The sequence below is a fragment of the Myxococcus sp. RHSTA-1-4 genome (assembly GCF_020037125.1).
In the GTDB taxonomy this organism is placed as follows: Bacteria; Myxococcota; Myxococcia; order Myxococcales; family Myxococcaceae; genus Myxococcus.
On record NZ_JAIQDG010000067.1, the window covers coordinates 1 to 26,497 of the forward strand.

The following is a 26,497-nucleotide window of genomic DNA, read 5'->3' on the forward strand; positions in this document are numbered from 1 at the left end:
TCGGTGAGCGCGAGGGGGCGCTGGCGCCGGGCAGCGTCCGGGTGGGGGAGGGACTCATCTGGGGAGCGCTGGCGGAGTTGGTTCGAGCGCTGGCCCGGGGCGAGGAGGCGTCGCTGGTCGAAGAGGACGTCAACGCCGCGGGCCGGGCTCTCTGGAGGGCGCTGGCGGCGGAGAAGGACTCAGGCTCCCGGGGCACTGGCTCGCCACCTCCGGGGGCGGCGATGACGGAAGACTCCGAGCCCGGCGGCGCCAGCGCGTTTGCGCCTGTCGCGGCGCACGTCGAGGCCGAGAGGACTGGCGGAGCCGCGTTGTCCCCCGGAGCCGCATCGCCCGAGGCGCCCGTCTCCGATGGAGTGGTGCGGGACCATGCCCCTCGAGAAAAAGGCGCGGTCGCAACGCACGCCGCGCCCTCATGCGCTTCTCGACAGCACGAGCGCCTGGCACCACGCCGCGCGCCGTCCACTCGCGGATGGCCGGCTCGAGCGGCGGAACTCAAGAGTCATGAGAAGGCTCCCGGCAGAGAAGGAACGGACCGGCGGGTTCCCCGCCCACACAGTCCGGACCCACGCCAACCAGGAGCCCTCAAATCAAGCCACCCAGATAAACCTGGATGGTGCATCCCACTTCTAGAGCGTCACCCGTCCCACGTAGATGATGTTCTCACCCTGGTTGGCGATGAACAGCTCGCGCGTCACCGGGTTGAAGGCCAGGCCGTCCACCCGCTCGGTGCCTCCGCCCGGTGCCATGAAGGCGTCGCGCACCAGGTGCGTGGACAGTTCGACCACGTAGATGCGACCCGTCACGGGATTGCCGCAGAAGAGGTGCCCCAGTCCCGCCGCCAGCGCGCGGCACGTGCCTCCCGGCGCGGGGAAGGAACCCACCACCGCGCCCGTCGTGGGCTTGAGGATGTGGATGCGGTTGATGGTCGAGTAGTAGAGGTACGTCCCGTCGTAGGCCAGTCCCTCGCCGCGTCCCACGGGCGCCGGTATCGAGCCGACCTGGGCGCCGGTGCCCGGGTGGATGGCGTTGATGAAGCCCGCGCCCCACGTCACGTTGGCCACCCGGATGCGGCTCCCGTCCCACTCCATGCTGCCGATGGTGTCGTTGTTCACCGGGTCGATGGAGCCCATCACCACGCCCGTCGCCGGATTGAGGGAGTAGATGCGCTCCGAGAAGGGCTTCTGGGTGAGGAACAGCAGCGCGGACCGGGGCACGAGGCTCCCCGCGAGCATGATTCTCCGCGCGTAGGCCAGCGCGCTGCTGGAGCCGTCGTTCTTCTGCGGGAAGGGGAACCTCCGCAGCAGGGTGAACTTCACCGGCGGCAGCGGCGTGGCGCGCACGGCCCGGTACGCGTTGATGCGTCCCTTGCCCAGCTTGCCGATGAAGCCCGGGTTCTTCGCGTCGATGTTGTCGCAGGTGCTCTCGATGATGGAGCGGACCTGGGCGTTCGTCAGCCCACGGTTGCGAGACCAGACGAGCGCCGCCAGCCCGGCCACGTGCGGCGACGCCATGGACGTGCCGTCCAGGTACGCGTAGCCGTTGTCGGGATAGGACGAGTAGATATTCACGCCCGGCGCCGACACGTCCACCCGGGCGCCGTAGTTCGAGAACCCGGCCCGCACGTCCTGCTGGTCCGTGGCCGCCACCGCGATGACCTCCGGGTAGAAGGCCGGGTAGAACGGCGGCGACTCGATGTCCTGGTTGGCGTTGCCCGCCGCGAACACCACGACGACGTTCTTGCTCACCGCGTTGATGATGGCGCTGTGCACGCCCGCGTGGTCGCCGCTCATCTTCCAGCTGCAGTTGATGACGTAGCGCCGGGACGGGTTCGCCACGGCCTGCGCGGCGACGTAGTTGATGGCGTCCGCGCGGTTCTGGTTCATGCCCGCCGTCAGGTTGATGCGCAGGGGCATCAGGCGGCAGCCCGGCGCCAGGCCGATGACACCCGTCCCGTTGTCCACCGCCGCGGCGGTGCCGGACACGTGCGTGCCGTGGCCGTCGGCGTCGTCGGGGCTGGGGTCGGCCGCGTCGGCGAAGTCCCAGTCTTCACTGCCGCGTGCCAGCAGGTTGGCCACCAGGTCCGGGTGGTCCAGGTCCATGCCCGTGTCGATGACGGAGATGATGACGTCCGGGTGGCCCCGGGTGATGTCCCACGCCTCCACCGCGTCCGTGTCGCTGTCCACGCTCCCCGTCGTTCCGTTGACCACCTGCCCGGTGTTGTGCAGCCCCCACAGCACGGGGAAGCTGGGGTCGTCGGGGACGTAGAGCGCGTCGTTGAAGCCCGCCTCGCTCGGCTCGGCGAAGGCGACCTCTTCCAGCGCCGATAGCTCGCGGAGCGTCTCGAACAGGCCCCGCTCCTCCGGCACGGCGAGGGTGTAGTAGCCGGGCGTGCGCTGCTCGGCCACGACGGGGGTCTTCTTCTCGTCGAGGAGCTGCTCGATGCGCTCCCTGGGCACGCCCTCCTTGAACTGGACGGTGAGCTCGTCCGGCAGGAAGTAGCGTGTCAGCCCCTCGTCATCGACGAGGACGGGCAGCACGTTGGCGACCTCGGGACGCGCTTCGAGCGCACGCTCGGCGGTCTCCAAATCCCGCTCCCGTGGCACCTTGAGGACGGCGAAGCCCCGGTTGGCATCCATGCCCTGGCTCACCGCCATCGAGGTGGCCGACATCAGCCCGCGCATCGCCTCCGTGGAGGCCTGGGGCTGGAAGGTGGCAACCACCTCGTCCTCACGTGGAGAAAAGCGGAGCTGCTTCTTCGTGAACTTGTTCGTATAGCTGTAGTCGTTTTCCTGCTTCACCCTGGGTTTCTGCACACGCATGCTCGAAGCCTCCCTTGCACCACCCAGGCTGAGCGCGAAGGTGCCCCGTGTGACGGCAGTGGGAGTAGGCTGCGTCCGCCATGCCGTCTTCCCTGCTCGAAGCCTTCCTGGACCACGCCCACCGCACTCCCGAGCGGCCCCTGCTCACGTTCGAGGGTGAGGCGTACACCTATGGCTCACTCGCCGGGCGCGTCGCCGGCTTCGCTCGAGGCCTGAGGCAGCTCGGTCTCCAGCGAGGCGAGCGCGTGGCCCTCTTCCTGGAGAACAGCCCCCAGTTCGCCATCGCCTACCTCGGCGTGCAGCACGCGGGCGGCGTGGTGGTGCTCGTCAACACCGCCTACCGGCAGGTGGAGCTGGCCCACATCCTCTCCGACGCGGAGGTGCGCGCCTGCGTCACCGGTGCCTCGGGCGCCGCGGAGCTGGCAGCGCTGCGCGAGCAGCTTCCCTCACTCCAGTGGCTCGTCACCGTCGAGGCGCCCGCCGCCGCGCTCCCGGCGTCGCTCACGGTGGTGCCGTTCCAGACGCTGCTCGGACAGGGCGCCGCCACTTCCGAGCCGCTGGAGCTACCGCGTCCGGAGGAACTGGCGGTGCTGGGCTACACCTCCGGCACCACCGGCCGCTCCAAGGGCGCCATGCTGCTGCACCGCAACCTGCTGGCCAACGTGAAGGCCGTCACCGAGGCGTGGCGGTGGACGGACGTGGACCGGCTGCTGCTGACGCTGCCGCTCTTCCACACCCACGGCCTCATGGTGGGCCTGCACGGCACGCTGTACACGGGTGCCAGCGTGGACCTGCGCCGCAAGTTCGTCGCACTGGAGGCGCTGGAGGCGCTGCGGGACGACGCCTCGCTGACGATGTTCTTCGGCGTGCCCACCATGTACGGGCGCCTGCTGGAGGAGTCGCGGCGCACGGGCGTGAAGCCGCGCCGGCTGCGGCTGTGGGTGTCCGGCTCGGCGCCGCTGAGCCCGCAGCTCTTCGGTGACATCGAGGCGGAGTTCGGCGCCCGCATCCTGGAGCGGTACGGGATGACGGAGACCCTCATGAACACCACCAACCCGTATGACGGCGAGCGCCGCCCCGGCACGGTGGGCTTCCCGTACCCCGGGCAGGAGGCGCGCGTGGTGGACGTGCGCACGCGCCAGCCGCTGGGCCGTGGGGAGACGGGAGAGATTGAGGTGCGCGGGCCCCACGTCTTCGCCGGTTACTGGCGCCGGCCGGACGCCACCGCCGAGTCCTTCGACCCGGAGGGCTGGTTCCGCACGGGGGATTTGGGCGAGTACGACGCGGACGGCTACCTGCGCATCACCGGCCGCGCGCGCGAGCTCATCATCAGCGGCGGCTTCAACGTGTACCCGCGCGAGGTGGAGGAGGTGCTCGCCACGCACCCCGGCGTCGCGGAGGTGGCCGTGCTCGGACTGCCGGACGCGGACTTCGGCGAGCAGGTGGTGGCCGTGGTGGTGCCGCCCGCCGGTGCGCCCGCGCCCGAGGCGCAGGCCCTGGTGGACTGGTGCAAGGACCGGCTCGCCAGCTTCAAGAAGCCCCGCCGCGTCGTGCTCGTGGAGGCACTGCCGCGCAACGCGCTCGGGAAGGTACAGAAGCACCTGCTGCGCGACAGGCTGGTGGGTGCGGCGCGGTGAGTCGCCTTGGCCCCTGGTGGACACTTCCTCGGGGGAGCGAGTCCCGCGTGTGAGGGGACCCGCCCAAGCCGTGCGCGGCTCGGCGCGCAGGTGGACAGCGGACCTGCCTGTGCACACAGCAGGTGCACGGCACGGTGGCGTGGCGCACGCCCCGGGTGAATAGCCGCGCGGGCCGCGGCGTCGGGCGGAGCAATGCTCCGTCACGTCCCCATGGCCGTCGCGGCAGTGCTCGGGCTCCTGGCCTGCGGCAGCTCACGCCCTCACGCGCGCACCGGGACTCCCGGGTACGCGCGTGACACATCCGGCACGGTTGCACGCTCCGAGACACCGGGACTCGTCACGTCCTCTCGTGAGGTACAACCTGTCGAGGCGGAGCCGTCCGGGGAGCAGCCACCAGGGACCGCCGGCCGCAAGTCCGTCACCTCCAGGGCCCGCGCCGCCACTCCGTCCCGCCAGCGCACGGGCGAGCGCATCGCCCGGCGGGCCACGGAGCTCGTGGGTGTCACCTCCCTGCGCTCGGTGAGCAGCGCCGTGCCGGACGACTGCACGGGCCTGGTGCGCCTCGCCTACTCCAGCGCCGGCATCGACCTGATGGCGGGCCCGGGCCGCACGGGAGAGAATGGCGTCACCCACATCTACCGCACCATGCGGCGAAGGGGCGCCCTCCACCGCGCGAAGCCCCGTCCGGGGGACCTCGTGTTCTTCCGTGAGACGTATGACCGCGACAATGACGGCCGCCGCGACGACGGCCTCACTCACGTGGGCGTCGTCGAGCGCGTGGAGCCCGGCGGCCTCGTCACCTTCATCCACCGGGGCGGCAAGGGCGTGGCCCGCTCGCGCATGCACCTGCGCTGGCCCGCCACCCACCGCGCACGCGCCAGCCGTGAGGTGCTCAACGACTACCTCCGCCGCGCCTCCCGCCGGCACCGCGCCTACGTCACCGGCGAGCTCTTCGCCGGCTTCGCCTCCCCGGAGCGCCTCACCGCTCCACCCGCCGTGAGCCCGAGCCGGTGATGCCGCTGCTCGTTACTGAGAAGAATCTTCGCGTCCAGCGCAGGATTCCGAACACACCCTCATCAATCTTGTGGCCGGCCTCCCTCCGTGACCTACCCTCGCGTCCGAGGGCGGAAGGAGCATCTGTGACGGACACCTCTGAGCTGCCAGGCGAGCCCGAGCCACGGGTTTCCAGCGGCGTGCCGGGGTTGGATACCCTCCTGCGTGGCGGCTGGCTGCGGGGAGGCACCTACATCATCACCGGTGTCCCCGGGACGGGGAAAACCATCCTGGGCAACCAGTTCTGCTTCTCCACGGTCGCCCACGGAGGGAAGGCCATCTACCTCACGGTGCTGGCCGAGTCGCATGCGCGCATGGTGTTGCACCTGCAAGGCATGCACTTCTTCCGCAAGGAGGAGGTGGGCCGCTCGCTCCAGTACGAAAGCGGCTATGCCCCCCTGAAAGCGGACGGACTGCAGGGCCTGAGCCGGCTCATCTTCCGGGCGGTGCGCGAGCACGGGGCCACCGCCCTGGTGGTGGATGGCCTGGCCGCGGTGGAGGAGCGCGCCGAGTCACGGCTGGCCTTCCGCGAGTTCATCCACGGGCTGTGCGTCCACAACGCGCTGGCGGGCTGCACCACGCTGCTGCTCACCGGCCAGCGCAATGACCCGGCGGACCCGCAGTTCACCATGGTGGACGGCGTCGTCGTCCTGAGCATGGACCCGCTCGGGGTGAAGGTGGTGCGCAGCCTGGAGGTGGTGAAGTTCCGCGGCGGCGCGCAGATGGCCGGCAAGCACAGCTTCGACATCAGCGACGCCGGGCTGTCCGTCTACCCCCGCACGGAGGCCCTCTACGCGGCGCAGGCGTCGCGGGTGCCGGACCCGAACGTGCGGCTGGCCTTCGGCATCCCCGGCCTGGACGAGATGCTCCAGGGGGGCATGGTGCGCTACTCGTCCACGCTCGTCTTCGGCTCGCCGGGCAGTGGCAAGACGCTCTTGTGCCTGCACTTCCTGGCGGAGGGCGCGCGCCAGGGTGAGCCGGGCCTGTACTTCGGCTTCGTGGAGACGCCGCCCCGCCTGCTCAACAAGGCGGACCTGGTGGGCCTGGACCTGCGCAGGCACGTGGACGCGGGCCGGGTGCACCTGGAGTCGCGCGTGCCGGTGGAGACGCTGCCGGACGCGCTGGCGCAGGAGCTGCTCGGCCTGGTGAAGAAACACGGAGTCCAGCGCCTGGTGCTGGACGGGCTGGAGCCCTTCATCCAGGAGTCCACGGACCCGGGCCGCCCCCCGCGCTTCCTCACGGCCCTCAACAACACGCTGATGGATTTGGGCGTCACCACCCTGGCGACGCAGCAAACCCACACCCTCTTCGGGCCGGAGCTGAACGCGCCGCTGGAGGGAGGGGAGGCCATCATCGACAACATCCTCCTCCTGCGCTTCGTGGAGCTGCGCTCGCGGCTCTACCGCATGCTGTCCGTGCTGAAGATGCGCGAGAGTGGCAATGACCCCGCGCTCCGCCTGTTCTCCATCACCTCCCATGGCATCGACGTGGCGGAGACCTTCGAGAGCGCCGAGGCCATCCTCACCGGACAGGCCCGGCCCCTGCCCCCGGGGGTGAAGAAGAGGGCGGCGAAACCCGGCAGGCGCAAGGGGCTCTCGCGGCGCGGGAGGGGCGGAGCATGAAGCGGCTCCTCATCGTCGACGACGAGCTGGCCATCGTCGAGGCGCTCCAGGACATCCTCTCCGTGGAGGGCTACGACATCGTCACCGCCTTCAACGGGGAGGAGGGCCTGGAGCGCATGGCGGACGCGAAGCCCGACCTGGTGCTGCTGGACCTGATGATGCCCGTCATGGACGGCCGGGAGATGCTGCGCCGGATGCGCGAGGACGCCTCGCTGCGCGACATCCCCGTGGTGGTGATGAGCGCCGGCCGCATCTCCGACGAGGAGCGCCGCTCCAGCGCGCGCTTCCTCGCCAAGCCCTTCGAGCTGGACGAGCTGCTCGACACCATCGCCGAGCTGCTCGGCTCGCGGGAGTCCCAGCCACAGGGCGAGAAAGGCTCGCCCTGAGGCGCGTCAGCCCGGCGTGGCCCGGAAGAGGGTGTCCCGGTAGTACTGGAGCTCGGCGATGCTGGCGCGCAGGTCCGACAGCGCGGTGTGCCCGCTGGGGGCCTTGCGGGGCTCCACCAGGTTCGGGTACCAGGCGCGCGCCAGCACCTTGAGGCTCGTCACATCCACCATGCGGTAGTGCAGGTAGCGCTCCAGCATGGGCATGTAGCGGAACAGGAAGCGCCGGTCGGTGTGGATGGAGTTGCCGGCGAGCACGCCCTCGCCCAGCGAGCAGTGCTCGGCGATGAGCGCCGTCACGTCGCGCTCCGCGACGCGCAGGGACGTGGTGGAGGCGCGCACCTTGTCCAAGAGCCCGTTGCGCGTGTGCATCTCCCGCACCACCGGCTCCATGCGCAGGAGCACTTCCTCCGGCTGCCAGATGACGCGGTCCATCTCCGCGAGGGGCCTCAAGTCAGGTCCGGTGATGATGACGCCAATCTCGATGATGGCGCACGACTCGGGGTCCAACCCGGTCATCTCCAGGTCCAGCCAGACGAAGCGCTGTTCACGCGAAATCATGAGGTGTATCCGAATGAAGAGGGGGGCGGACCCTACCAGCCCCCGGCTCGCGCGGGGCGCTCATTCCTCCAGCTCCGTCCGGACATCCACTTCGGACTCCAGCGTCCGGTGCACCGGGCAGCGGTTCGCGATTTCCATCAGCCTCGCGCGCTGCTCCCCCGTCAGGGGCCCCACCAGCTTCAGGCCGCGCCGGAGCTGGTCCATCTTCCGCACCTTCGACTCGCAGCCCGCGCAGTCCCGGGCGTGCACCCTGTCGTGGCTCAGCCGCACGTGGACGTGCTCCAGCGGCCAGCCCTTCCGCGCCGCGTACATGCGCAGCGTCATGGCCGTGCACGCGCCCAGTGCGGCCGTCAGCAACCCATAGGGCGTGGGGCCGGTGTCCTCGCCGCCCAGGCCCAGGGGCTCGTCCACGCGCAGCCGGTGCCGGCCCACGCGGACGTCCTGGGCGAAGCGGCCCTCGCCCGCCTCGTGGACCTCCACCACGCCCGGGGGCAGCGGGGCCTCGCGCTCCGTCACCGGCGTCACGTGCCGCGCGGCCCACGGGCCCAGCACGTCCGCCGCGAAGCCCGCGTCCACCTCGCGCGAGAGGAAGTGGTCCGCCCCGTCCAGCAGCAGCAGGCTGGCCGGCCTCCGCGCCGACGCCACCAGCCGCCGCGCGTGCTCCAGCCCCACGTACCGGTCCTCCGGCGCGTGCAGCACCAGCACCGCGCCCGGAAAGCCGCCCAGCGCCAGGGCCACGCGCGAGCCGTCGATGTCGTGGAGGAAGCCCCGGGTGAGGCGCAGGCGTCCCGGCCCCAGGGAGACTTCGCCGTCGCGGACCTCGCGCTCGGAAGGGGACAACCGCTGGAGCACCGGCTCCGGCCCCGACGGTGCGTTCACCAGCGCCAGCGCCGCCACCTCCGGCAGTCGTGGCAGCGCCGCCGCCGCGGCCGTGCCTCCCAGGCTGTGCCCCACCACCAGCCGGGCTGGTGGGTAGCGCTCGCGCAGCCAGGCCGCCGCCTCCACCACCGCGTCCACCGAGGGCACCGTATCCGGCCGGCGCGCCTCCCCGTCACCCGGAGGGGGCGCGGTGAAGTCCAGCCGCAGCACCGCGAAGCCACGGGATACCAGCGCATGGCACAGCCGCGCGGGCCCGGGCGACTCACCCAGGCACGCGAAACACGCCACCAGCACCGCGCTGGCCGCGGGCCGGCCGGGAGGCAGTTCCAGCCTCGCCGTCACCGGCGGGCCGGCCGCCCCGCGTAGCTCCACCGCCCGCGCCCCCATGCGCGCCTCCTCCCACGAGGCTCAGAAGGTCACCTCGCACTCCGCCGTCCAGCCCCCCTCCGCGTCCCGGCGCACGGTGGTCCCGATGAGGGAGACGCCGCGCACGTCCGCGGGCCCCGGGTGCCGGGCCCGGTCCACGTGCTCGCCAAAGGCGCTGCCGAACAGGCGCCGGCCGTCCAGGCGCACCGCGAAGCAGCGGAAGCGCAGGCGCCGGGCGGCCATGTTGTGGACGACGGCGCGCAGCCAGTCCGCCAGCAGGTGGTCCAGGTCTCTCGCGTCGCACTCGATGGTGACTTCCTCTCGTACCTCCACCTTCGACGGGTCCGTCACCAGCGCGCACAGCGCCACCGCGGCCTGCTCCAGCGCCTGTTCCGCCGAGCGGCCGCTGCCCCGCACCACCCGCGCCGAGCCTCGGGTGAGGTGCTCCCAGCGTGGCGGCGCGGCCCCCGCCCCGGGCACGAGTCCGGCGTCCATCGTTCCTCCTTGCGTACTGCCCTGCGTGTCCGTGCTCCCGTGGGTGCCCAGGCTCATGCGCGCGCCTCCGGCCGGGCCGCGCCGAGGTACTGCACGAACCACTCCGCCGCCAGGCGGGCCACCTCCTCCAGCGCGCCCGGCTCCTCGAAGAGGTGCGTGGCGCCGGGGATGATGCGGATGTCCTTGAGGCCCTCCAGCCGCGCGAGCGCGTCCTCGTTCAGCTCCAGCACACCGAAGTCATTGCCTCCGACGAGCAGCCGCGTGGGCGCCTGCACGCGCGACAACACCGGCCCGGCCAGGTCCGGCCGCCCCCCGCGCGACACCACCGCGTGGATGAGGTCCGGGTGCAGCGCCGCCGCCACCAGCGCCGCCGCCGCGCCCGTGCTGGAGCCGAAGTAGCCGAAGCTCAGCGGCGCCAGCTCCGGCTGCGCCCGGGCCCACTCCGTCACCGCCGCCAGCCGCCGCGCGAGGAAGGGAATGTCGAAGCGCAGCTCGCCGGAGATTTCGTCCCGCGCCTCCTCTTCCTCGCTCAGCAGGTCGAAGAGCAGCGTGCCCAGTCCCGCCGAGCGCAATGCGCGCGCCACGGCGCGGTTGCGGGGGCTGAAGCGGCTGCTGCCGCTGCCATGCGCGAAGATGACCAGGCCGTGCGCCCCCTTGGGCACCCCCAGGCTTCCACCCAGCTCCGCGCCGCCCGCCGTCACCTTCACCTCGCGCACGTCGGGGTCCATGTTCGTCCGGTACCTCATGTGGCCATGCCTCCTCGTCTCACATCCAGAAGCCCCCCCGGTCCGTGGACTCGAGCACCTCGCGCGGCAGTCCCGGCTGGCGTGAGCGCTCCAGCAGTTGCCGTATCTCCACGTCGGGCAGGGGGCGGTAGTCGTCGTAGGCCTCGGACACCGTGCGCAGGCCCGGCGCCGTCTCGAGGCAGTGCACCGCGTCCGCCTCCGCGCGCACCACGTCCAGCCCGTGCGGCGTGGCCACCGGGGCGGCGAAAATCAGCCGGCCCGGCCGCTGCCGCCGCAGCACCTGGAGCGCCGAGGTGGCGCTGGCGCCCGACACGACGCCGTCGTCCACCAGCAGCACCACGCAGCCGCCCAGGTCCGGCATGGGGCTCCCGCGCAGCCGCCGCGCCTGCGCCTCCACCTCGGTGGCCTCGTCCCGCATCAGGCCGAGCATCTCCGCCTCGGGAATGGGGGCCAGCCGCTGTGTCTCCGGGTCCAGGTAGAGGCCGCCCCCTTCAGAGACGGCGCCCAGGGTGAGCAGCCGGCCGGGCACGCCCACCCGCCGGGCCATCCAGATGTCCAGCGGGGCTTCCAGGGCCCGGGCCACCTCGTAGGCCACACGCAGCCCTCCGCGTGCCAGGCCCAGCACGCGTGCATTGGCTCCCCGGTAGGGCAACAGCCGCGCCGCCAGCTGGCGGCCCGCATCCGCTCGGTCCCGAAACCGCATGACTCTTCCTCCACCTCCCAAGGTGAATCACGCGGGCACGCGCGGCGGCGGAGGTCCGGGCAGTGGCACTCCCGCCGGATTGCCTTCGGGGGGAGCACGGGGCCCCGCGCTTCCAGGTGGGCAGGCGCGCTAGGGTGGAGGCCATGGACCCCGTCCTCCTGACCGGTACGGCCAGCGCCCACCTGGGGCGCGCGCTCGCTCACGCCCTGGGCGTGGCACCCGCTGATTGCCACTTCGAGCGGTTCCCCGACGGTGAGATGCACGTGGAGGTGCCCGCGTCGGTGCGTGGCCGCACCGCCATCCTCGTGCAGACCACCACCCCGCCCACGGGTGAGCACCTGCTGGAGCTGCTGCTGATGGCGGATGCGTGCTGGCGGGCGGGCGCGGCCCGGCTGGAGGCGGTGGTGCCGTACCTGGGCTACGCGCGGCAGGACCGGCGCGGCCGGCCGGGCGAGCCGCTGGGTGGACGGCTGATGGCGGACCTGCTGTCACAGGGGCGCTTCGCGCGGGTGCTGGTGGTGGACCTGCACAGCCCGGCGCTGGAGGGCTGCTTCGGCGCGCCGCTGGAGCACCTCACCGCGCTGCCGCTGCTGGCGGAGGCGCTGCGGCCCCACGTCACGGACACGTCGGTGGTGGTGGCGCCGGACCTGGGCGCGGTGAAGCGCGCGGAGGCGCTGGCCCGGCTGCTGGGCCGGCCGTGGGCGGTGATTCACAAGGTGCGGCTGAGCGGCGAGGAGGTCCACGCCAGCGGACTCATGGGCGAGGTGCGCGGCCGGCGCCCCATCCTGGTGGATGACATGGTGTCCACCGGCGGCACGCTGGCGGCGGCGGCCGGCACGCTGCGCGAGGCGGAGTGCGCGGAGGACTTCACGGTGGTGACGACCCACGCGCTGCTGGTGGGCCCCGCGGTGGAGCGCCTGCGCGCGATGCCGCTGACGCGGCTGGTGAGCACCGACAGCGTGGAGCCGCATGAAGGACTGCCCTTCCCGCAGCAGGTGGTGACGCTCGCGCCGCTGGTGGCCCGCGCGCTGCGGCCGTGAGGGGCGCTCCCGGAGGCCCCTCCTCCACGTGAAAAGGGGTGAAGGACACGCGAGCGTCCTCCACCCCTCCGCGTTACCGCCGGACGTGTCCGCGGCTCAGCCGATCTTCGCCTTGTACTCCTGCATCCACTGGAGGACCTGCTTGTGGTACAGGCCGCTGTCGTTCTCCGTGGGCGGCGCGTACTTGTTGATGAGGCCCTTGTAGTCGCCACGGTCGATGAAGCCGCGGTACGCGGGGCCGCCGAGCAGCCGGAAGTAGGCCTCCACGCCGCTCTTCGTGTCGGGGAACTTCGCGAAGCTCCCGTTGGGCTGGCCGCCGAACTGCCGCTCCCACTCCGCGAAGCGCAGGTTGCCCGGGTTGTTGTTCTTCACGGCCGAGCCGGCCGTCATGAAGGACGCTTCCTTGCGGAACATGGCCAGCGCCAGCTCCGCCGGCACGTTGTACTTCTTGGACATCGCCACGATGTGCGCGCCCTGGCCCGCCAGGCCCGTGCCCTTGAGAATCTTGTCGATGTTCGCCGCCTTCGTCGCGTCCGAGCCCGTCGGCTTCGTCGGGCCGGTGACGGGGCCGCTGGTGCCCGGCTTCTCCGTACCACCCTTGCCCTTCAGCGCCTCGGTCATCGCCGCGCGCGTCTTGGGGCCGAAGATGCCGGAGTTCGGGGTGATGCCGTGGTCCTTCTGGAACTTCGCCACCGCGGCTTCCGTCTTGGGGCCGAAGATGCCGGGGCCGGTGTTCACCTGGGCCTGCGTCATGTAGCCCAGCTTGACGAGCGCATCCTGCAGCTTGCGGACCTCCGGACCCTCCGCGCCGCGCTTCATGTCCGTCTTCGGCACGCTCACGCTGCCCGTGGACGGAGGCGGGGTGGGCGGGGTGGTGGGCGGCTTCGTCGGCTCGGTGGGCGGCTTGCCGGTGGCCTTGCCGCTGTCGTTCACCCAGTACTCCACCGGGCGGCTGCCGAAGCCGTCCTTCACGTGCTTGTTGTTGAAGTTCGAGCCGCCCGCCTGCGCCAGGGCCGGGCCGCGGTCGGTCACCTCACCGGGGCGAATCACGCCCACGTGGCCGATGCCGCTCGGGTTCTTCCAGAGGGCGACGGTGGGGTGGCCCGCGTTGGCCATCTTCTGCGCCTCCTCGGCCGACACCTTCCGCCAGCCGTTGCGCGCCCCGTGCTTGTTCATCCAGTCCACGGTGGCGTTGGCGTTCATCTCGCGGCCCTTGCCCGGGGCCACGGAGTTGCCGTTGCCGTCCACCCAGTGGGGAATCTCCGCGCCCATGGCGCGCGTCACGTCCCACAGGAAGATGTTGCAGAAGGTGTCCTTGACGCCGTCGCCGCTGGAGTCACGCGGCGTGTAGCGCGGATTCACTCCCACGCCGAACTGGTTGATGACCTGGTTGTAGGTGTCCGCGTTGCGGTTCTTCGGGTCACCCTTGAGCGGCGGGTTGGTGACCTGGGCGGCGTTGGTGTTGGTGGTGCCGGCGGCCGGCTTGCTGCCGTCGTAACGCACCGTGGGTGCGGGGGAGGCGGCACGGTAGGAAGGGGCGCTCAGGGTGGCGCTGCGGACGCTCATGGGCTTCCTCGAAGAAGAAAATGACGTTCTGGGGAATTGTCGCAGGAAGTGGGCCCGAGTTGCCTTTCCCCTCACGCCCCGGGGACTCGGCTAGGCTGCCGGGTCATGTCCGACACGTTGCTCACGAAGCTGGAGTCCGGGGTCCTCACCCTCACCTTCAACCGGCCCGAGAAGAAGAACGCCTTCACGCATGCCATGTACGAGGCGGCCACCGACGCCCTGCGAAAGGCGGAGGGCGACGACAGCGTCCGCGTGGTGCTGCTCACCGGCGCGGGCGGCGTCTTCACCGCGGGCAATGACATTGGCGACTTCATGGAGCACCCGCCCTCGGGCGAGGACAGCGCGGTGTTCCGCTTCCTGAAGGCCCTGGTGGACGCGCCCAAGCCGGTGCTGGCGGCGGTGGACGGGCCGGCGGTGGGCATCGGCACGACGATGCTGCTGCACTGCGACTACGTGGTGGCCAGCGACCGCGTGCGCTTCACCATGCCCTTCGTGCAGCTCGGCCTGTGCGCGGAAGGGGCCAGCAGCCTGCTCTTGCCGAGGATGGCGGGCACGGCGCTGGCCAGCGAGCTGCTGCTGTTCGGCGAGCCCTTCGACGCGGCCACGGCGCTGCGCGCGGGCATCGTCAACAAGGTGGTGCCGGCCGCCAACCTCCAAGAGGTGGCCGCCGAGCGCGCCGCCACCCTCGCCTCCCGCCCCGCCGAGGCGGTGCGCGTGACGAAGCGCCTGATGCGCGAGCCGCTCCGCGCCGAAATCCACGCCACGCTGGCGAAGGAGGGCGCCGAGTTCATCCAGCGCCTCCAGTCCACCGAGGCGCAGGAGGCCTTCATGGCCTTCATGACCCGCGGCAGCAGGAAGTAGGCAGCGCGGGCGGGCCCCTCCTCGAGGCGAAGCGCCGGGGGCGGGCGCGGTGTGCCCGGTGGGGCTGGCATGGGGTCGCCATCCCATCGCTGGCCCCAGGGTTCGCAGGCGTCTCCGGCGTGGCGAGGGTGGAAGTCATCATCCGGATGCCTCGCGGCCGGATGCCTCGCGGCGTCAGCACGGGTCGGTGAACCGACTTCCGAGTGCACCGCGAGCCGGGATTGAAGCGCCGTGCGCGGGCTCTACCTTCGGCAATCGATTTGCTGGAGGTGCGCACATGAAGAGCATGAACACGCAGCAGGGTGAGCGGAGCCTGGGAGGCTGGCGGTGGGTGGCCCTCGCCGCGCTCACGCTTGCCGCGGCCTGTGGCCAGGCGATGGAGCCCGGAGTGGCCACGGTGTCCGGGACGGACCCTGAGGTGGTGGACGAGGCCCCCGAGACGGGAGAGGTCAGCGCGGCCTGGAAATCACAGGCTCCCACCATCGTGCTCACCGCGAGCGGGAACATCGCCGGAGCGGTGGACCAGTTCCGGCTGCTGCTGGGCGACCCGCTCAACGTCATCCCCGGACAGCAGCGCTCGGGCCGCAGGGAAATCAACTGGGACGGCGTGCCTGCCGCGCTCACCAACGTGGACACCTTCCCGGGGGACTTCTTCAACTCGGTCGACCCCGCGGCTCCGGCGGGGCGCAAGCGGGGCGCCGTCTTCACCACGCCCTCCGCCGGCTTCCGGGTGAGCGACAATGACTTCGCCGACGTCGACCCCAGCTATGGCGACGAGTTCAACGCCTTCAGCCTCCCGCGCACGTTCATGGTCGCCGGAGGCACCACGCTCGACGCGACGTTCCGGGTGGCCGGCACGGACATCCCCGCACACGTCAGGGGCTTCGGCGTCGTGTTCTCGGACGTGGACCGCGTGGGCTCCGCGAAGGTGGAGTACTTCGACAAGCGGGGCCGCAGCCTCGGCGTCTTCGCCGCGCTGGCACGCAGCGATGCCAGCGGTCTGTCGTTCCTGGGCGTGGTGTTCGACCAGGCCCGGGTCGCCCGGGTCCGCATCACGTCGGGAGAGGCGGCGCTGAGCCTGGGCACCAAGGACCTCAGCGCGGGCGGCACCGCGGACCTGGTGGTGATGGACGACTACCTCTACGGCGAGCCGAGGCGCATCTGGTAACGCGCACCCCGGGCAGCCCCGCGGAGGAGCACCCTCCTCCGCGGCGGCCCCGGGTGCCTCGCGCCAGCGCCCCCTGGCGCACCGTACGCTAGCGTGTGGCCGGAGCCTGCGGCGGACGCGGGGCGGAGCGCTGGCCGAGGAAGGCCCCGATGCTCTCGCCCTGCGCCGCCTTCAGCGCGGTGCACTGGTCCACCAACTCCAGCGCCTGGGCCAGCATGCGGGGCCCGCCAGGGGCGCGTGCGTTGCGCTCGGTGAAGAAGTCCGCCACCTGCTGGCGCCGGTCCGCGCCGCAGAAACCGCCGCCCACGAAGGCCATGCTCCCGGCGACCTCCTCCGGCAGGCGAGCGTCGGGCGAGCCCACCAGCCGGTCGTAGTTCTCCGTCACGAAGTCGAAGGCCACGGCCTGCGTGCGCACGTTCCGCGAAGCGGCGAACGGCATCCACAGCGTCTCACGCGGGTCCACGTCCTTGTCCAGCATCAGCGCCAGGTTCTGCTTCACCAGCACCGGGTCCGTGAAGCTGGCCAGCGCGCCGATGAGCTGCTGCCGCGTCTTGCGCTCCTTCTCCGCGCGCACCGCGGTGAGGAGCTTCTGCTGGAAGGCCGCGTCGCCCTGGGCCGCGGCGACGGCGAGCACCGTGTCCACCATCTCCGGCGCCACCGCGCGCTTGTCCTTCAGCCACCTGTCCGCGAGCGTGCGCGCCTCGCCGACGAGCTTCGGGTCCGCGCCCTCACGGCCCGCCAGCCACACCAGCCTCGGGCGCAGCAGGCGCGTGTCCTCGTCCTCGCCCTTGCGCGGGGTGAAGCCGAGCTGCCGCGCGCGCGGCCCATACGTCTCCCGCAGGAAGCGGGCCCGGTCCGCCTGCTTCTCCTCCGGAAGCAGCCGCATGCTGACCAGCTCCAGCAGGTCCAGCGAGGCCTCGACGACGATGCGGTCCTTGTCGTTGGCCGTGCGCGCCGCCAGCACCAGCGCCTCCGAGGCGGGCATCGCCCCGGCCATGGCCAGCGCGCGCACGTCTCCAATCAGCGACACGCGCTCGGCGCGCGACAGCCGCTCCAGGCCGGACTTCGTCAGCTTCGCCGCCGCCTCGCCGGCAAGCTGCATGCGGAAGTAGCCCGCGCCCTCCGCGTTGGGGAACACCCAGGCCGGGCAGCCCTTCGCGTCCGTCAGCGCCACCTCCGCGCGCTCGCCCTCCAGCAGGGTGCAGGCGCGTGCCTCCGTGTTGCCGGCGCCCGTCGGGTAGTCCACGCACACCGGCACGCGCCATGACTGCGGGCCCGGAGCCTTCGAGCCCAGCCGCAGGTAGCGCTGCTGGGTGAGCACCACCTTCGCGCCGCCCGCGCCGCACTCCAGCGACGCGGTGACGAGCGGCGCGCCGCCCTGGTCCAGGAAGGTGGCCAGCATGCCCGTGACGTCCTTGCCGGCCTCGGCGGACAGCGCGTCCAGGAAGTCCTTCGCGGTGGCGTTGCCGCCCGCGTGCTGGCGGATGTAGCGCTGGATGCCGCGGCGGAACACCTCGCGTCCCAGCCACTCCTCCGTCATGGTGAGCACCGCGGCGCCCTTGCCGTAGGTAATCCCGTCGAAGGCGTTGAGGATGTCGTTGGGGCTGTCAATCGGCTGGCGGATGCGGCGCGCGGACAGGAGGCTGTCGGCGTCCAGGGCGCCGTTGCGGGAGTCCACGCGCTCCACCGGCGCGTCCCACGCGGGCCGCCACGTCTCGATGATGCGAGGAGTCATCCACGTGGCGAAGGCCTCGTTGAGCCACAGGTCGTCCCACCACTGCATGGTGACGAGGTTGCCGAACCACTGGTGCGCCAGCTCATGCACCTGCGTCCCGGCGAAGCCTCGCTGGCGGCCCAGCGTGTCCTCCTCCGGCCTGGAGAGCATGAGGCGCGAGTTGAACGTCACCAGGCCCGGGTGCTCCATGGCGCCGCCGAGCAGCGGCACGGCGATGACGTCCAGCTTCTCGTAGGCGTAGGGGACGCCGAAGTAGTCCTCCAGCGCGGCGAGGATTTGCGGCGTCACCTCGGCGGCGTAGGCGCCCTCCGCGGCGCGGCCTCGCGGGGTGATGATGCGCGTCTTCACCTGCTTCTGGCCGGCATCCGCGGCCGGGAGGAAGTCGAAGGGGCCCACGCCGAAGGCGATGAGGTAGCCGGGCAGCGGCTGGGTGCGCGCGAAGCGGAAGGTGCGGCCGCCGTCCGGACGGGCCTCCTCGGCGAGCTGCGGCGTGTTGGTGACGGCCACGTTGCCCGCGGGCACGTGGAAGGTGAGCTGCCAGGGCACCTTGAAGGCGGGCTCGTCGAACGAGGGGAAGACACTGCGGGCGTCGATGGGCTCGAACTGGGTGTAGATGTACCAGTCACCGCCCTCGTTGACGCGGAAGGCGCCGTTCGTCTCCTTCTCGGAGGCGATGCCGTCGTACACCACGCGCAGCCTCGCGGGGCCGGCGGCCAGCGGCTTCGCCAGCGAGAAGCCGAGGAATTCGTTGCCGCCCTTCACGGGCCTCACGTCGACGGAGGCGCCCGCCTGGGTGAGCGAGGCCTGCTTGACGGTGAGGCGCTTGCCGTGGAGCCAGATGACGGAGGTGGGCTTCGCCACCTCCAGGTCGATGTCCGCCACGCCCTGGAAGGCGGAGACCTTCGGGTCCAGGGTGAGCTCCACCGTGTAGCCGGTGGGGCGCACGTCCGTGGGCAGCCGGAGGACGGGCGGCGTGGGAGCTTCGACCGCCGCATGGGGAGCGGGAGCGGAGGCGGCGGGAAGCTCGGTGGGAGGATTCTGCCGGGCGCCGCACGCGGTGAGGAGGGTGACGGCGGCCAGGGCCGCCGGACGGAGCAGGTTGGGCATGGCGCGCAGTGTGGCCCAGGCCGGGCAGGCAAGGTAGCGCGGAGCAGGAATGTGTGGCCTTGCCGTCACGGCGGCTTCGGGTATGGAGTGCCGCCGTGCCCATGACCGCCCCCGCGACCCAGGCCCCGCTACCTGACAAGCAGAAAATTCCCGCCGAACACCTGCGCCGCATCGTCGGCACGCCTCCCGGTCCGGTGGTGGCGTTCCTGACGCGCTTCGTATGGGCCTTCCTCACCTGGCTGTCGCCGGAGTCGCGTGACGCGGTTGCGCGCTTCGTGGGCAACCTGGCCTACACGCTGGGCATCCGCCGTCGCGTGGCGCTGGACAACCTGGCCATGGCGATGCCGGAGAAGGGTGACGCGGAGCGGCGGGAAATCGCGCGCGGGGCCTACATCAACATGGCGCGCGTGGTGCTGGAGTCGCTGCCGGGCGGGGACCGGCTTCCGGCGGACTGGGCGGAGCAGGGCATCGAGGGTGAAGAGGCATGGCGTGCGCTGAAGGCGCGCGTGGACACGGGCAAGGGCGCGCTGATGGTGACGGCGCACTTCGGCAACTGGGAATTGCTGGGGGAGATGCTCATCCGCTGGGGCGTGCCGCTGGACGCGCTGGTGCGGCCGCTGAAGGGGGCGCTCAACACACGCATCGCGGTGAACCGGCTGGGCGTGGGCGCGGGGCTCATCTACCCGCGTGGGGCCATCCAGGAAATCATCGCCGCGGTGGAGCGGGGCGAGTCCCCCTACATGCTGCTGGACCAGGCGCTGCCGGCGAAGGCGGCGGTGTTCGTGCCGTTCTTCGGGAAGCTGGCGTCCACCACGCCGGCCATGGCGGTGGCCGCGAAGCGCACGGGCGCTCCGGTGTTCGTGGTGATGGGCGTGCGCAGCGGACGCGGCGGCGCGCGGTTCCGGATGGAGGTGGAGGGCCCCATCCTCCCGCCCGCGCCGGGCGAGTGCGAGGACCCGATTACGGAGCACACCGCGCGGGTGACGGCCGCGCTGGAGCGCTGCATCCGCAAGCACCCGGAGCAGTGGATGTGGCTGCACCGGCGCTGGAAGTACCAGCCGGAGCCGGCGGGCGCTCCGGCCGCGGCGGCAGAAGCAAAGGACTGAGCACGGACTACCAGCGGTGGTCGCCGAAGAGGCAGTCCGCGAGCGTCACCTTGCCGAACCAGAGATTGCCTACCTGGAGGTCCGGCACGGGCGTGGAGAGCACGTCCTCCGGCAGCCGGGTGGTGCCGAACGCCTCGATGGCAAGGGCTTCGAGCCTCTCCGCGAAGGGCTGGAACTCCGCGGGCAGTGGTGGCTGATGGGTGATGGTCTCCCTCAATCGCTCGTGCACGCGTTTGTGGTGGTCGGCGTACAGGATGTGAACGGGCGCGAGGATGCAGACCATCAGCACCACCTCCTTCTCCTCGGATGCATTCACGATGGAGTCCGGCAAGGCCACTCGGACGGAGTAGGCCGGGTCATAGAGGATGTTCGGGTAGTCCCACACATGGGTGCCGGGCATTTCCTTCCGAATGCGCTCCAGAAAGGATTTCCACGAGCGCTGGTCCGCTACCGCCCCCCGCCGGAGTGCCTCGAGCCGTTTGGTCTCCTCCGTGGCCGCGTAGCGAGGGTCGTACCCATCGATGCCCGCGGGGTAGTAGCGGTAGACGAGCCGAAGGAGCGCTTCCGCGGTGACTGGCTGACTCATGAGCACGGCTTCCTTCCCGCTGGAAGGTAGGCATTCCATAAACCCACGGCAGTACCAGAGGCACGCACCTGACTACTCCGGAACGAACCTTGTTCGAGGAATGCCCTCCAGGACGAAACGGCGCACCCTGACCCCTTTTAGCGCCGACGTCAGGATGCGTCCCATCTCCAGCAGGAACATGTTGCAGAGCTCCGCGCTGGTCGCCGGCCGCTTGCTCAGGGCGAGGCGTGCGGCTTGATCGGCCGCGCTGGCGGCCTCTTGTTGAGCAACGACGTCAGGGACATTCCCTTCCTTGGTGGCGATGGGAAGACCTACCTCGACGTCACAGAGCGTCTGAATGGGCTGATGCTGAGAGATGCGCGTCAGTGCGATGGTGGTCTGTGCCACCTTCCATCCCCCGCCCTCACTTCCCTCTCGGGAGATGACCTCGTGGAACTGAAAGGCCGCGGGCGGAATCCTGCCGGCCGTGCCCATGACACAGCCGGAGCCCACCAACACCAGCCACCCGAGCAGCACGGTGAGCACGACACGAGGGTGCATGCGACCTCCCCACGGGCATTTCCGCCCGCCCGAGGTTCAGCATGTCCCATTCGCGTACGCCCGAGCCCCGCTCCGGCTTCAAACTCCAGAGGTCATGTCCAACACGCAACACCCACCACGTCACCCCTACTCCACCACCACCCGCTTCAGGTGCGCGCCCAGCCGGGTGACGACTTCGTAGTGAATCGTCTGCGCCCAGCTCGCGAGTGACTCGGCGGAGACGGACTCCTCGCCGTCCTTCCCCAGCAGCGTGGCCGTCACCTGCCGCTCGTCGGACGTGGCCCGCGTCACGTCCACGATGAGGTGGTTCATCATCACCCGGCCCAGCACCGGGCAGCGCCGCCCGTGCACCAGCACGTGCGCCTTGCCCGACGCCAGCCGCGGGTAGCCGTCGTAGTACCCCACCGGCAGCACGGCGATGCGCGTGGGCTCCGGGCACCGGTACGTGCAGCCGTAGCCCACGTAGCTGCCCGCCGGCAGCCACTTCACCACCTGGCTGCGGCACTTCCAGGACAGCACCGGCTTCAGCACCGGCACCTCCCCCAGCACCAGCCGCGCCGACAGCCGCGTCTCCGGCGAGGGCCACAGCCCGTACAGCGAAATCCCCACCCGCAGCGCCTCGTAGCGCGCCTTCGGCAGCACCAGCGTCGCCGCGCTCGCGGCGATGTGCCGCTGCAAGGGCTTCACCGGCTTCAACTGCGACTCCAGGAACGCCAGCCCCGTCTCGAACGCGTCCAGCTGCGCCAGCGCGTACCCCTGCTCCGTCACGTCCTCCGTGTTGGCGAAGTGGCTCAGCGCCCCCACCACCTCCAGCACGTCCCGCGACTCGACGAGGAAGTGCGACTCGCGCGGCAGCCCGTCCAGCGTGAAGCCCTCGCGCCCCAGGCCCGTGTCGATGTGCACGTGCACCCGCAGCGGCCGCTCCAGCTTCGCCGCGCGCAGCACCGGCACCGCGTCCGCCCAGCCACGGTCCGCCACCACCACGTCCACGCCCTCGCGCGCCAGCACCACCGCCTCGTGCGGCCCCACCGCGCCCAGCACCAGCACCTGCCGCGGCGGCAGCCCGTGCGCCCGCTCGTGCTCGCGCACCTTCAGCGCGTCCTGCGGGGCGATGAAGTAGAGGACGTCCACCTGCCCGTGCACCAGCGGCAGCACCTGCGCCAGCCCGTGCCCGTAGGCATTGCCCTTGAGCACCGCGCCCACCCCGCGCGGCGTCCCCTCACGGCCCTCCAGGGCCCGGAACACCTCCACGTTGTGCCGCAGCGCGGACGCGCTCAACTCCAGCCACGAGGCATGGACCGCGTCTCCCGGCCCGTCTCCCATTGACTCCACATCCACCTCCAGGATTCGCCCCATACCAGCAATGCGCGGGCCATGGGCCGTGCGTCATCCCAGCCACACGTGCCCGCGCGCGGGGCAGGCGGACGGGACCGGCGTGGGCCCCACTGCGCCCGGCCCCCACACAGCGTCCTTCCCTTCTCCTCGGCGAGTGAGCAGGGAAGCACGAGCACCTCACAGGGAAACGGTCGAAACCGGATTCCAGGAGGGGGTGCTATCGTCCAGGCCGTGTCCTCACCGGATGTCTCCCTGGCCCAGGCCTTCCTGGCGGCGCGTGGCGCTCCAGCCACACCCGAATCACTGCCTGCCTTGCAGGAGCGGCTGTCGCGCCTGCTGGAGGCGGCGCGCGCGCCGTGGCCCGGGGTGGAGCTGGAGGGCCCTCGCTTCGCCGGCCACCTGGCGCGGCTGCTCGCCGGAGACGCCTCCCCGGAGGACGCGGAGAAGCTGAACCTGTCGGACGTGTACCTCGCCCGCGCGGCGGCGGACGGGCTGCCCTCGGCGCTCCAGGCCTTCGAGGCGCGCTTCCTCCCCGAGGTGGACGCCGCCGTGGCGCGGCTGAAGCTGCCCCCCACCGGCCTGGACGAGGTGCGCCAGCTCCTGCGCCAGCGCATGCTGGTGGGCACCGCGGACGCGCCAGCACGGCTGGCCGCCTACCCGGGCACCGGCCCGCTGAGCGGTTGGGTGCGCGCGGCGGCGCTGTGGCTCGCGCTCGACTGGCAGCGCCAGCGCAGCGGGCAGGCGCACGCGGAGGACGCGGACCTGTCCGTGCTGGTGGCGCCCGGGGACGACCCGGAGCTGGCCTACCTCAAGACGACGTACCGCGCGGAGTTCAACGCGTCGTTCGCCTCGGCGCTGGCGGCCCTGGAGCCGCGCCAGCGCAACTTCCTGCGCCTGAAGTACCTGGACGGGCTGAGCATCGACCAGCTCGGCGCGCTGTACGGCGTGCACCGCTCCACGGCCGCGCGCTGGGTGGTGGGCGCGCAGGAGGCGCTCCTCCAGGAGACGCGGCGGCGGCTCACCGAGCGCCTGCGCCTCACCCGCTCGCAGCTCGACAGCGTGCTGCGCCTCATCTCCAGCCAGCTCGACGTGAGCCTCAGCCGGCTGCTGCGCTCGCGGCTCGACTGAAGAGGGAGTCCCGAGCGCCGTGGCCTGTCTGGACGAGAGCACCTTCGTCGAGCTGCTGGTGGGCGGCCTGTCCCCCGCGCGCGCCGCGGAGGTGGACGCGCACCTGGACACCTGCCCCACCTGCCGGCGCATGGTGGCCGACGCCCTGCGCGCGCAGGCTCCCGACGACGGGCCGCCCGGCGAGGCCACCGCGCTGACGCCCCCCCGCCCCGCGCGCGCGGAGGAGCCGCCGCTGGAGAAGGGCACCGCCGTGGGCCGCTACCTCGTGCTGGAGCGGCTGGGCTCGGGTGGCATGGGCGTCGTCTACAGCGCGTATGACCCGGAGCTGGACCGGCGCGTGGCCCTCAAGCTGCTGCGCGCGGACGCGCTCGGCCTGGAGGCGGAGGAGGGCCGCGCGCACCTCTTGCGAGAAGCCCAGGCCATGGCCCGCGTCTCGCACCCGCACGTGGTGCCCATCTACGACGTGGGCACCTTCGGCCAGCAGGTCTTCCTGGCCATGGAGCTGGTGGAGGCGCAGACGCTGCGCCAGTGGCTGAAGGCCGCGCCGCGCCCGTGGTGGCAGGTGCTGGCCCTCTTCCTGGACGCGGGCCGGGGGCTCGCGGCGGCGCACGCGGCGGGCGTGGTGCACGGCGACTTCAAGCCGGAGAACCTGCTGGTGGGCCAGGACGGCCGAGTGCGTGTCACCGACTTCGGCCTGGCGCGCAGTGCCAACCCCCAGGGCGAGGAGACGCCTGGCACGGCGGTGGCGGGCGGTACGCCGGCGTACATGGCGCCGGAGCAGCTGGACCCGGACTCGCCCCCGGACGCGCGCAGCGACCAGTTCGCCTTCTGCGTGGCGCTGTACGAGGCGCTCCACGGCGAGCGCCCCTTCGCGGCCTCCACCGTGCGCGAGCTGCTGACGGACATCCGCGCCGGGCGGGTGAGACCCGCGCCCCGGGGCTCGCCGGTGCCGCCGTGGCTGCGGCGCGTGGTGGTGCGGGGCCTGTCCGTCAGCCCCATGGACCGGCATGGCTCCATGGACGCGCTGCTGGACGCGCTCCAGCACGACCCGGCGGCGCGGTGGAAGCGCGGGCTGCGGGTGGCGGGCGGCGCGGCGCTGCTCCTGGCCGCGGTGGGCATCACCCACGCGGTGCACTCGCGCCGGGAGCGGGCCTGCGCGGGCGCGGAAGAGGCGGTGGCCACGGTGTGGGGGCCGGCGCAGCAGGGCGCCATCCAGTCCGCCTTCCTCGCCACGGGCAAGCCCTTCGCCAACGCGGCGTGGCGGCGCGTGCGGCGCACGCTGGACGCGTACACCGCCGCGTGGGTGACGACGCGCACCACCGCGTGCGAGGCCACGCGCGTGCGCGGCGAGCAGCCCGAGGACATCCTCGCCCGGCGCATGCACTGCCTGGACGGCCGGCTGGCGGAGGTGGCCGCCCTCACGCAGCTCTTCGCCCGGGCGGACGCGGGCACGGTGGAGCTGGCCGCGCGCGCCGCGGAGGCGCTGCCGCCGGTGGAGCGGTGCTCGGACCTGACGGCGCTGTCCGCGCGCGAGCCGCTGCCCGTGGACGCCGCCGCGCGGGCCCGGGCGGAGTCGCTGCGCCACACGCTGGTGCGGGCGCGCGCGCTGAAGGCCGCCGGCAAGTACGCGGAGGCCGTGGCGCTGCTGGAGCCCGCGGCGCTGGCGGCGAAGGAGGCGAAGGACCACCACGGCGCCGCGGATGCCCTGCTGCTGCTGGGCGAGCTGCGAGAGGAGGCCGGAGACCCGCGCAAGGCGGAGGCCACGCTCTTCGAGGCGGTGTGGGCCGCGGAGGCCGGGCGCAACGACGTGGCGGCGGCGCGGGCCTGGACGGCCCTGGTGCGCACGTCCGGCGTGGTGCTGGAGCAGTACGCGCTGGCGTGGCGCTGGAAGGAGCGCGCGGACGCGGCCATTGAACGGCTGGGCGGAGACGCGGTGCTGCGCGCGCAGCTCCAGGCCCGGCTGGGCGCGCTCCTCTTCGTGCAGGGCCGCTACACGGAGGCCGCCGAGCAGCAGGAGGCCGCGCTGGCCCGGCTGGAGCAGACGTATGGGCCGGACAGCCTGGAGGCGACGGACGTCCGGCTGGAGCTGGGCTCCACGCGCCTCGCGCAGGCGCGCCAGGAGGAGGGGCTGAAGCTCTTCGAGCAGGTGCTGGACACACGGCGCAAGTCCCTGGGCCCGGACCACCCCGACGTGGCGCGGGCCCAGCTCGACCTGGCGTATGCCCACTGGGGGCCGCGCAACGTCCAGCAGGTGGAGGAGCTGTCCCGCACGGCGCTGGAAATCTTCGAGCGCGCGCTCGGGCCCGAGCACCCCGCGGTCGCCTCCGCGCTCAACCCGCTGGCCGCGGCCGTCCAACAACTGGGCCGGGACGAGGAGGCCCTGCGCCTCCAGAAGCGCGCGCTGGGCATCGCGCTGAAGGTGGAGGGCCCTGACAGCTCCGGCACCCTCATCACCGTGGGCAACCTGGGCACGCTGCTGGCGCGCATGGGCCGCGCCCAGGAGGCCCTGGAGCACTACCAGTCCACCCTGGTGCCGCTGGAGCAGCGGCTCGGCTCCCAGCACCCCCACGTGGCCCTGCTGCTGCGGGGCACCGGCCGGGTGCACATGCTGACGAAGCACTACAAGGAAGCCCTGCCCTACTTCCTGCGCGCGCAGGCCATCCTCGAGGCCCGCGAGGACGACCCGTACGGCTACCTGACGGGGACGTGGCTGGATTTGGGCGAGGCCTGGCTCGAGCTGAAGCAGCCGCGCAAGGCCGCCGAGGTGCTGGAGCGGGCGCTGGCGGGCAGCCCGTACTCGAAGCAGAGCCCGGGGGAGAAGGCGCGGGTGCGCTTCGCCCTCGCCCGGGCGCTGTGGGACGCGGACCTGGACCGGGCTCGCGCCCTGCGGCTGGCGGAGGAGGCGCGGGCGATGTTCGTGGACCTGGGGGAGCGGGGCAGGAAGCCGCTCGCGGACCTGGAGGCCTGGCGGGCACGCCTGCCCCGGCCCGCGAGCGTCCCGGCCGCCCGGGCCCACTAACGCCCCAGCGACGAAAGAGGCGCCGGATGGTGTTCCCGCGCG

General features: G+C 72.1%; 21 protein-coding genes. 10 read left to right on the forward strand and 11 right to left on the reverse strand.

Features of this window, described 5'->3' with window-relative positions:
• Positions 1-626: 626 nt before the first annotated feature.
• The gene (locus K8638_RS43360) at positions 627-2,819 is read right to left on the reverse strand and encodes a S8 family serine peptidase (RefSeq protein WP_223760661.1); all 2,193 of its coding nucleotides are present in this window, start codon (positions 2,817-2,819) and stop codon (positions 627-629) included.
• 80 nt (positions 2,820-2,899) lie between these two features.
• Here K8638_RS43360 and K8638_RS43365 point away from each other — a divergent pair, with 80 nt between their 5' ends.
• The 4 genes from K8638_RS43365 to K8638_RS43380 all read left to right on the forward strand — a co-directional run bounded on the left by K8638_RS43365 (position 2,900) and on the right by K8638_RS43380 (position 7,517).
• On the forward strand, positions 2,900-4,456 hold the full coding sequence (locus K8638_RS43365; protein ID WP_223760662.1) for an AMP-binding protein: 1,557 nt from the start codon (positions 2,900-2,902) through the stop codon (positions 4,454-4,456).
• Positions 4,457-4,648: 192 nt separating this feature from the next.
• Complete coding sequence (locus K8638_RS43370; protein ID WP_223760663.1) at positions 4,649-5,470, forward strand: NlpC/P60 family protein; 822 nt, start codon at positions 4,649-4,651, stop codon at positions 5,468-5,470.
• A 125-nt stretch (positions 5,471-5,595) separates the two neighbouring features.
• Entirely contained in the window at positions 5,596-7,131 is a 1,536-nt protein-coding gene (locus K8638_RS43375) for an ATPase domain-containing protein (protein ID WP_223760664.1), read from the forward strand.
• On the forward strand, positions 7,128-7,517 hold the full coding sequence (locus K8638_RS43380; RefSeq protein WP_223760665.1) for a response regulator: 390 nt from the start codon (positions 7,128-7,130) through the stop codon (positions 7,515-7,517). Before K8638_RS43375 ends, K8638_RS43380 begins: the two co-directional genes overlap by 4 nt.
• Positions 7,518-7,523: 6 nt before the next feature.
• Here the strand turns inward: K8638_RS43380 and orn are convergent, their stop codons facing one another.
• From orn to K8638_RS43405, 5 genes are read right to left on the reverse strand one after another with little or no spacing between them, the layout of a single operon-like run.
• Positions 7,524-8,075 (reverse strand): oligoribonuclease, encoded by a 552-nt coding sequence (orn, locus tag K8638_RS43385; protein ID WP_223760666.1) that lies wholly within the window; start codon positions 8,073-8,075, stop codon positions 7,524-7,526.
• 60 nt (positions 8,076-8,135) lie between these two features.
• The gene (locus K8638_RS43390) at positions 8,136-9,341 is read right to left on the reverse strand and encodes an alpha/beta fold hydrolase (RefSeq protein WP_223760667.1); all 1,206 of its coding nucleotides are present in this window, start codon (positions 9,339-9,341) and stop codon (positions 8,136-8,138) included.
• 21 nt (positions 9,342-9,362) lie between these two features.
• Positions 9,363-9,815: an archease gene (locus K8638_RS43395; RefSeq protein ID WP_223760668.1), complete on the reverse strand. Its 453-nt coding sequence runs from the start codon at positions 9,813-9,815 to the stop codon at positions 9,363-9,365.
• Positions 9,816-9,868: 53 nt separating this feature from the next.
• Positions 9,869-10,561, reverse strand: coding sequence for a dienelactone hydrolase family protein (locus tag K8638_RS43400; protein ID WP_223760669.1), 693 nt, complete (start codon positions 10,559-10,561; stop codon positions 9,869-9,871).
• 19 nt (positions 10,562-10,580) lie between these two features.
• Positions 10,581-11,264, reverse strand: a complete 684-nt coding sequence (locus tag K8638_RS43405; RefSeq protein ID WP_223760670.1) for a phosphoribosyltransferase — start codon at positions 11,262-11,264, stop codon at positions 10,581-10,583.
• Between the two features lie 134 nt (positions 11,265-11,398).
• Here K8638_RS43405 and K8638_RS43410 point away from each other — a divergent pair, with 134 nt between their 5' ends.
• Positions 11,399-12,304, forward strand: a complete 906-nt coding sequence (locus K8638_RS43410) for a ribose-phosphate pyrophosphokinase (RefSeq protein ID WP_223760671.1) — start codon at positions 11,399-11,401, stop codon at positions 12,302-12,304.
• A gap of 96 nt (positions 12,305-12,400) precedes the next feature.
• On the opposite strand, the gene K8638_RS43415 is transcribed toward K8638_RS43410, so the two are convergent.
• Positions 12,401-13,870, reverse strand: a complete 1,470-nt coding sequence (locus tag K8638_RS43415; RefSeq protein WP_223760672.1) for a peptidoglycan-binding protein — start codon at positions 13,868-13,870, stop codon at positions 12,401-12,403.
• Positions 13,871-13,975: 105 nt separating this feature from the next.
• Here K8638_RS43415 and K8638_RS43420 point away from each other — a divergent pair, with 105 nt between their 5' ends.
• Both K8638_RS43420 and K8638_RS43425 read left to right on the forward strand, forming a co-directional pair.
• On the forward strand, positions 13,976-14,731 hold the full coding sequence (locus tag K8638_RS43420; RefSeq protein WP_223760673.1) for an enoyl-CoA hydratase: 756 nt from the start codon (positions 13,976-13,978) through the stop codon (positions 14,729-14,731).
• Between the two features lie 277 nt (positions 14,732-15,008).
• Positions 15,009-15,899, forward strand: coding sequence for a hypothetical protein (locus tag K8638_RS43425; protein ID WP_223760674.1), 891 nt, complete (start codon positions 15,009-15,011; stop codon positions 15,897-15,899).
• A gap of 88 nt (positions 15,900-15,987) precedes the next feature.
• Here the strand turns inward: K8638_RS43425 and K8638_RS43430 are convergent, their stop codons facing one another.
• Positions 15,988-18,741 (reverse strand): M1 family metallopeptidase, encoded by a 2,754-nt coding sequence (locus K8638_RS43430; RefSeq protein WP_223760675.1) that lies wholly within the window; start codon positions 18,739-18,741, stop codon positions 15,988-15,990.
• 101 nt (positions 18,742-18,842) lie between these two features.
• On the opposite strand from K8638_RS43430, the gene K8638_RS43435 reads away from it, so the two are divergent.
• Positions 18,843-19,847, forward strand: coding sequence for a lysophospholipid acyltransferase family protein (locus K8638_RS43435; RefSeq protein WP_223760676.1), 1,005 nt, complete (start codon positions 18,843-18,845; stop codon positions 19,845-19,847).
• A gap of 7 nt (positions 19,848-19,854) precedes the next feature.
• Here K8638_RS43435 and K8638_RS43440 read toward each other — a convergent pair whose 3' ends face one another.
• From K8638_RS43440 to alr, 3 genes are all read right to left on the reverse strand, one after another.
• Positions 19,855-20,433 carry a hypothetical protein gene (locus K8638_RS43440; protein WP_223760677.1) on the reverse strand — a complete coding sequence of 193 codons (579 nt, stop codon included), beginning with the start codon at positions 20,431-20,433 and terminating at the stop codon, positions 19,855-19,857.
• A 72-nt stretch (positions 20,434-20,505) separates the two neighbouring features.
• Entirely contained in the window at positions 20,506-20,973 is a 468-nt protein-coding gene (locus K8638_RS43445; RefSeq protein WP_223760678.1) for a hypothetical protein, read from the reverse strand.
• A gap of 126 nt (positions 20,974-21,099) precedes the next feature.
• Positions 21,100-22,296: an alanine racemase gene (gene alr, locus K8638_RS43450; protein WP_223760689.1), complete on the reverse strand. Its 1,197-nt coding sequence runs from the start codon at positions 22,294-22,296 to the stop codon at positions 21,100-21,102.
• 243 nt (positions 22,297-22,539) lie between these two features.
• Here alr and K8638_RS43455 point away from each other — a divergent pair, with 243 nt between their 5' ends.
• Both K8638_RS43455 and K8638_RS45065 read left to right on the forward strand, forming a co-directional pair.
• Entirely contained in the window at positions 22,540-23,436 is an 897-nt protein-coding gene (locus tag K8638_RS43455) for a sigma-70 family RNA polymerase sigma factor (RefSeq protein ID WP_223760679.1), read from the forward strand.
• 19 nt (positions 23,437-23,455) lie between these two features.
• Entirely contained in the window at positions 23,456-26,455 is a 3,000-nt protein-coding gene (locus tag K8638_RS45065) for a tetratricopeptide repeat protein (protein ID WP_370644257.1), read from the forward strand.
• Positions 26,456-26,497: the final 42 nt, after the last annotated feature.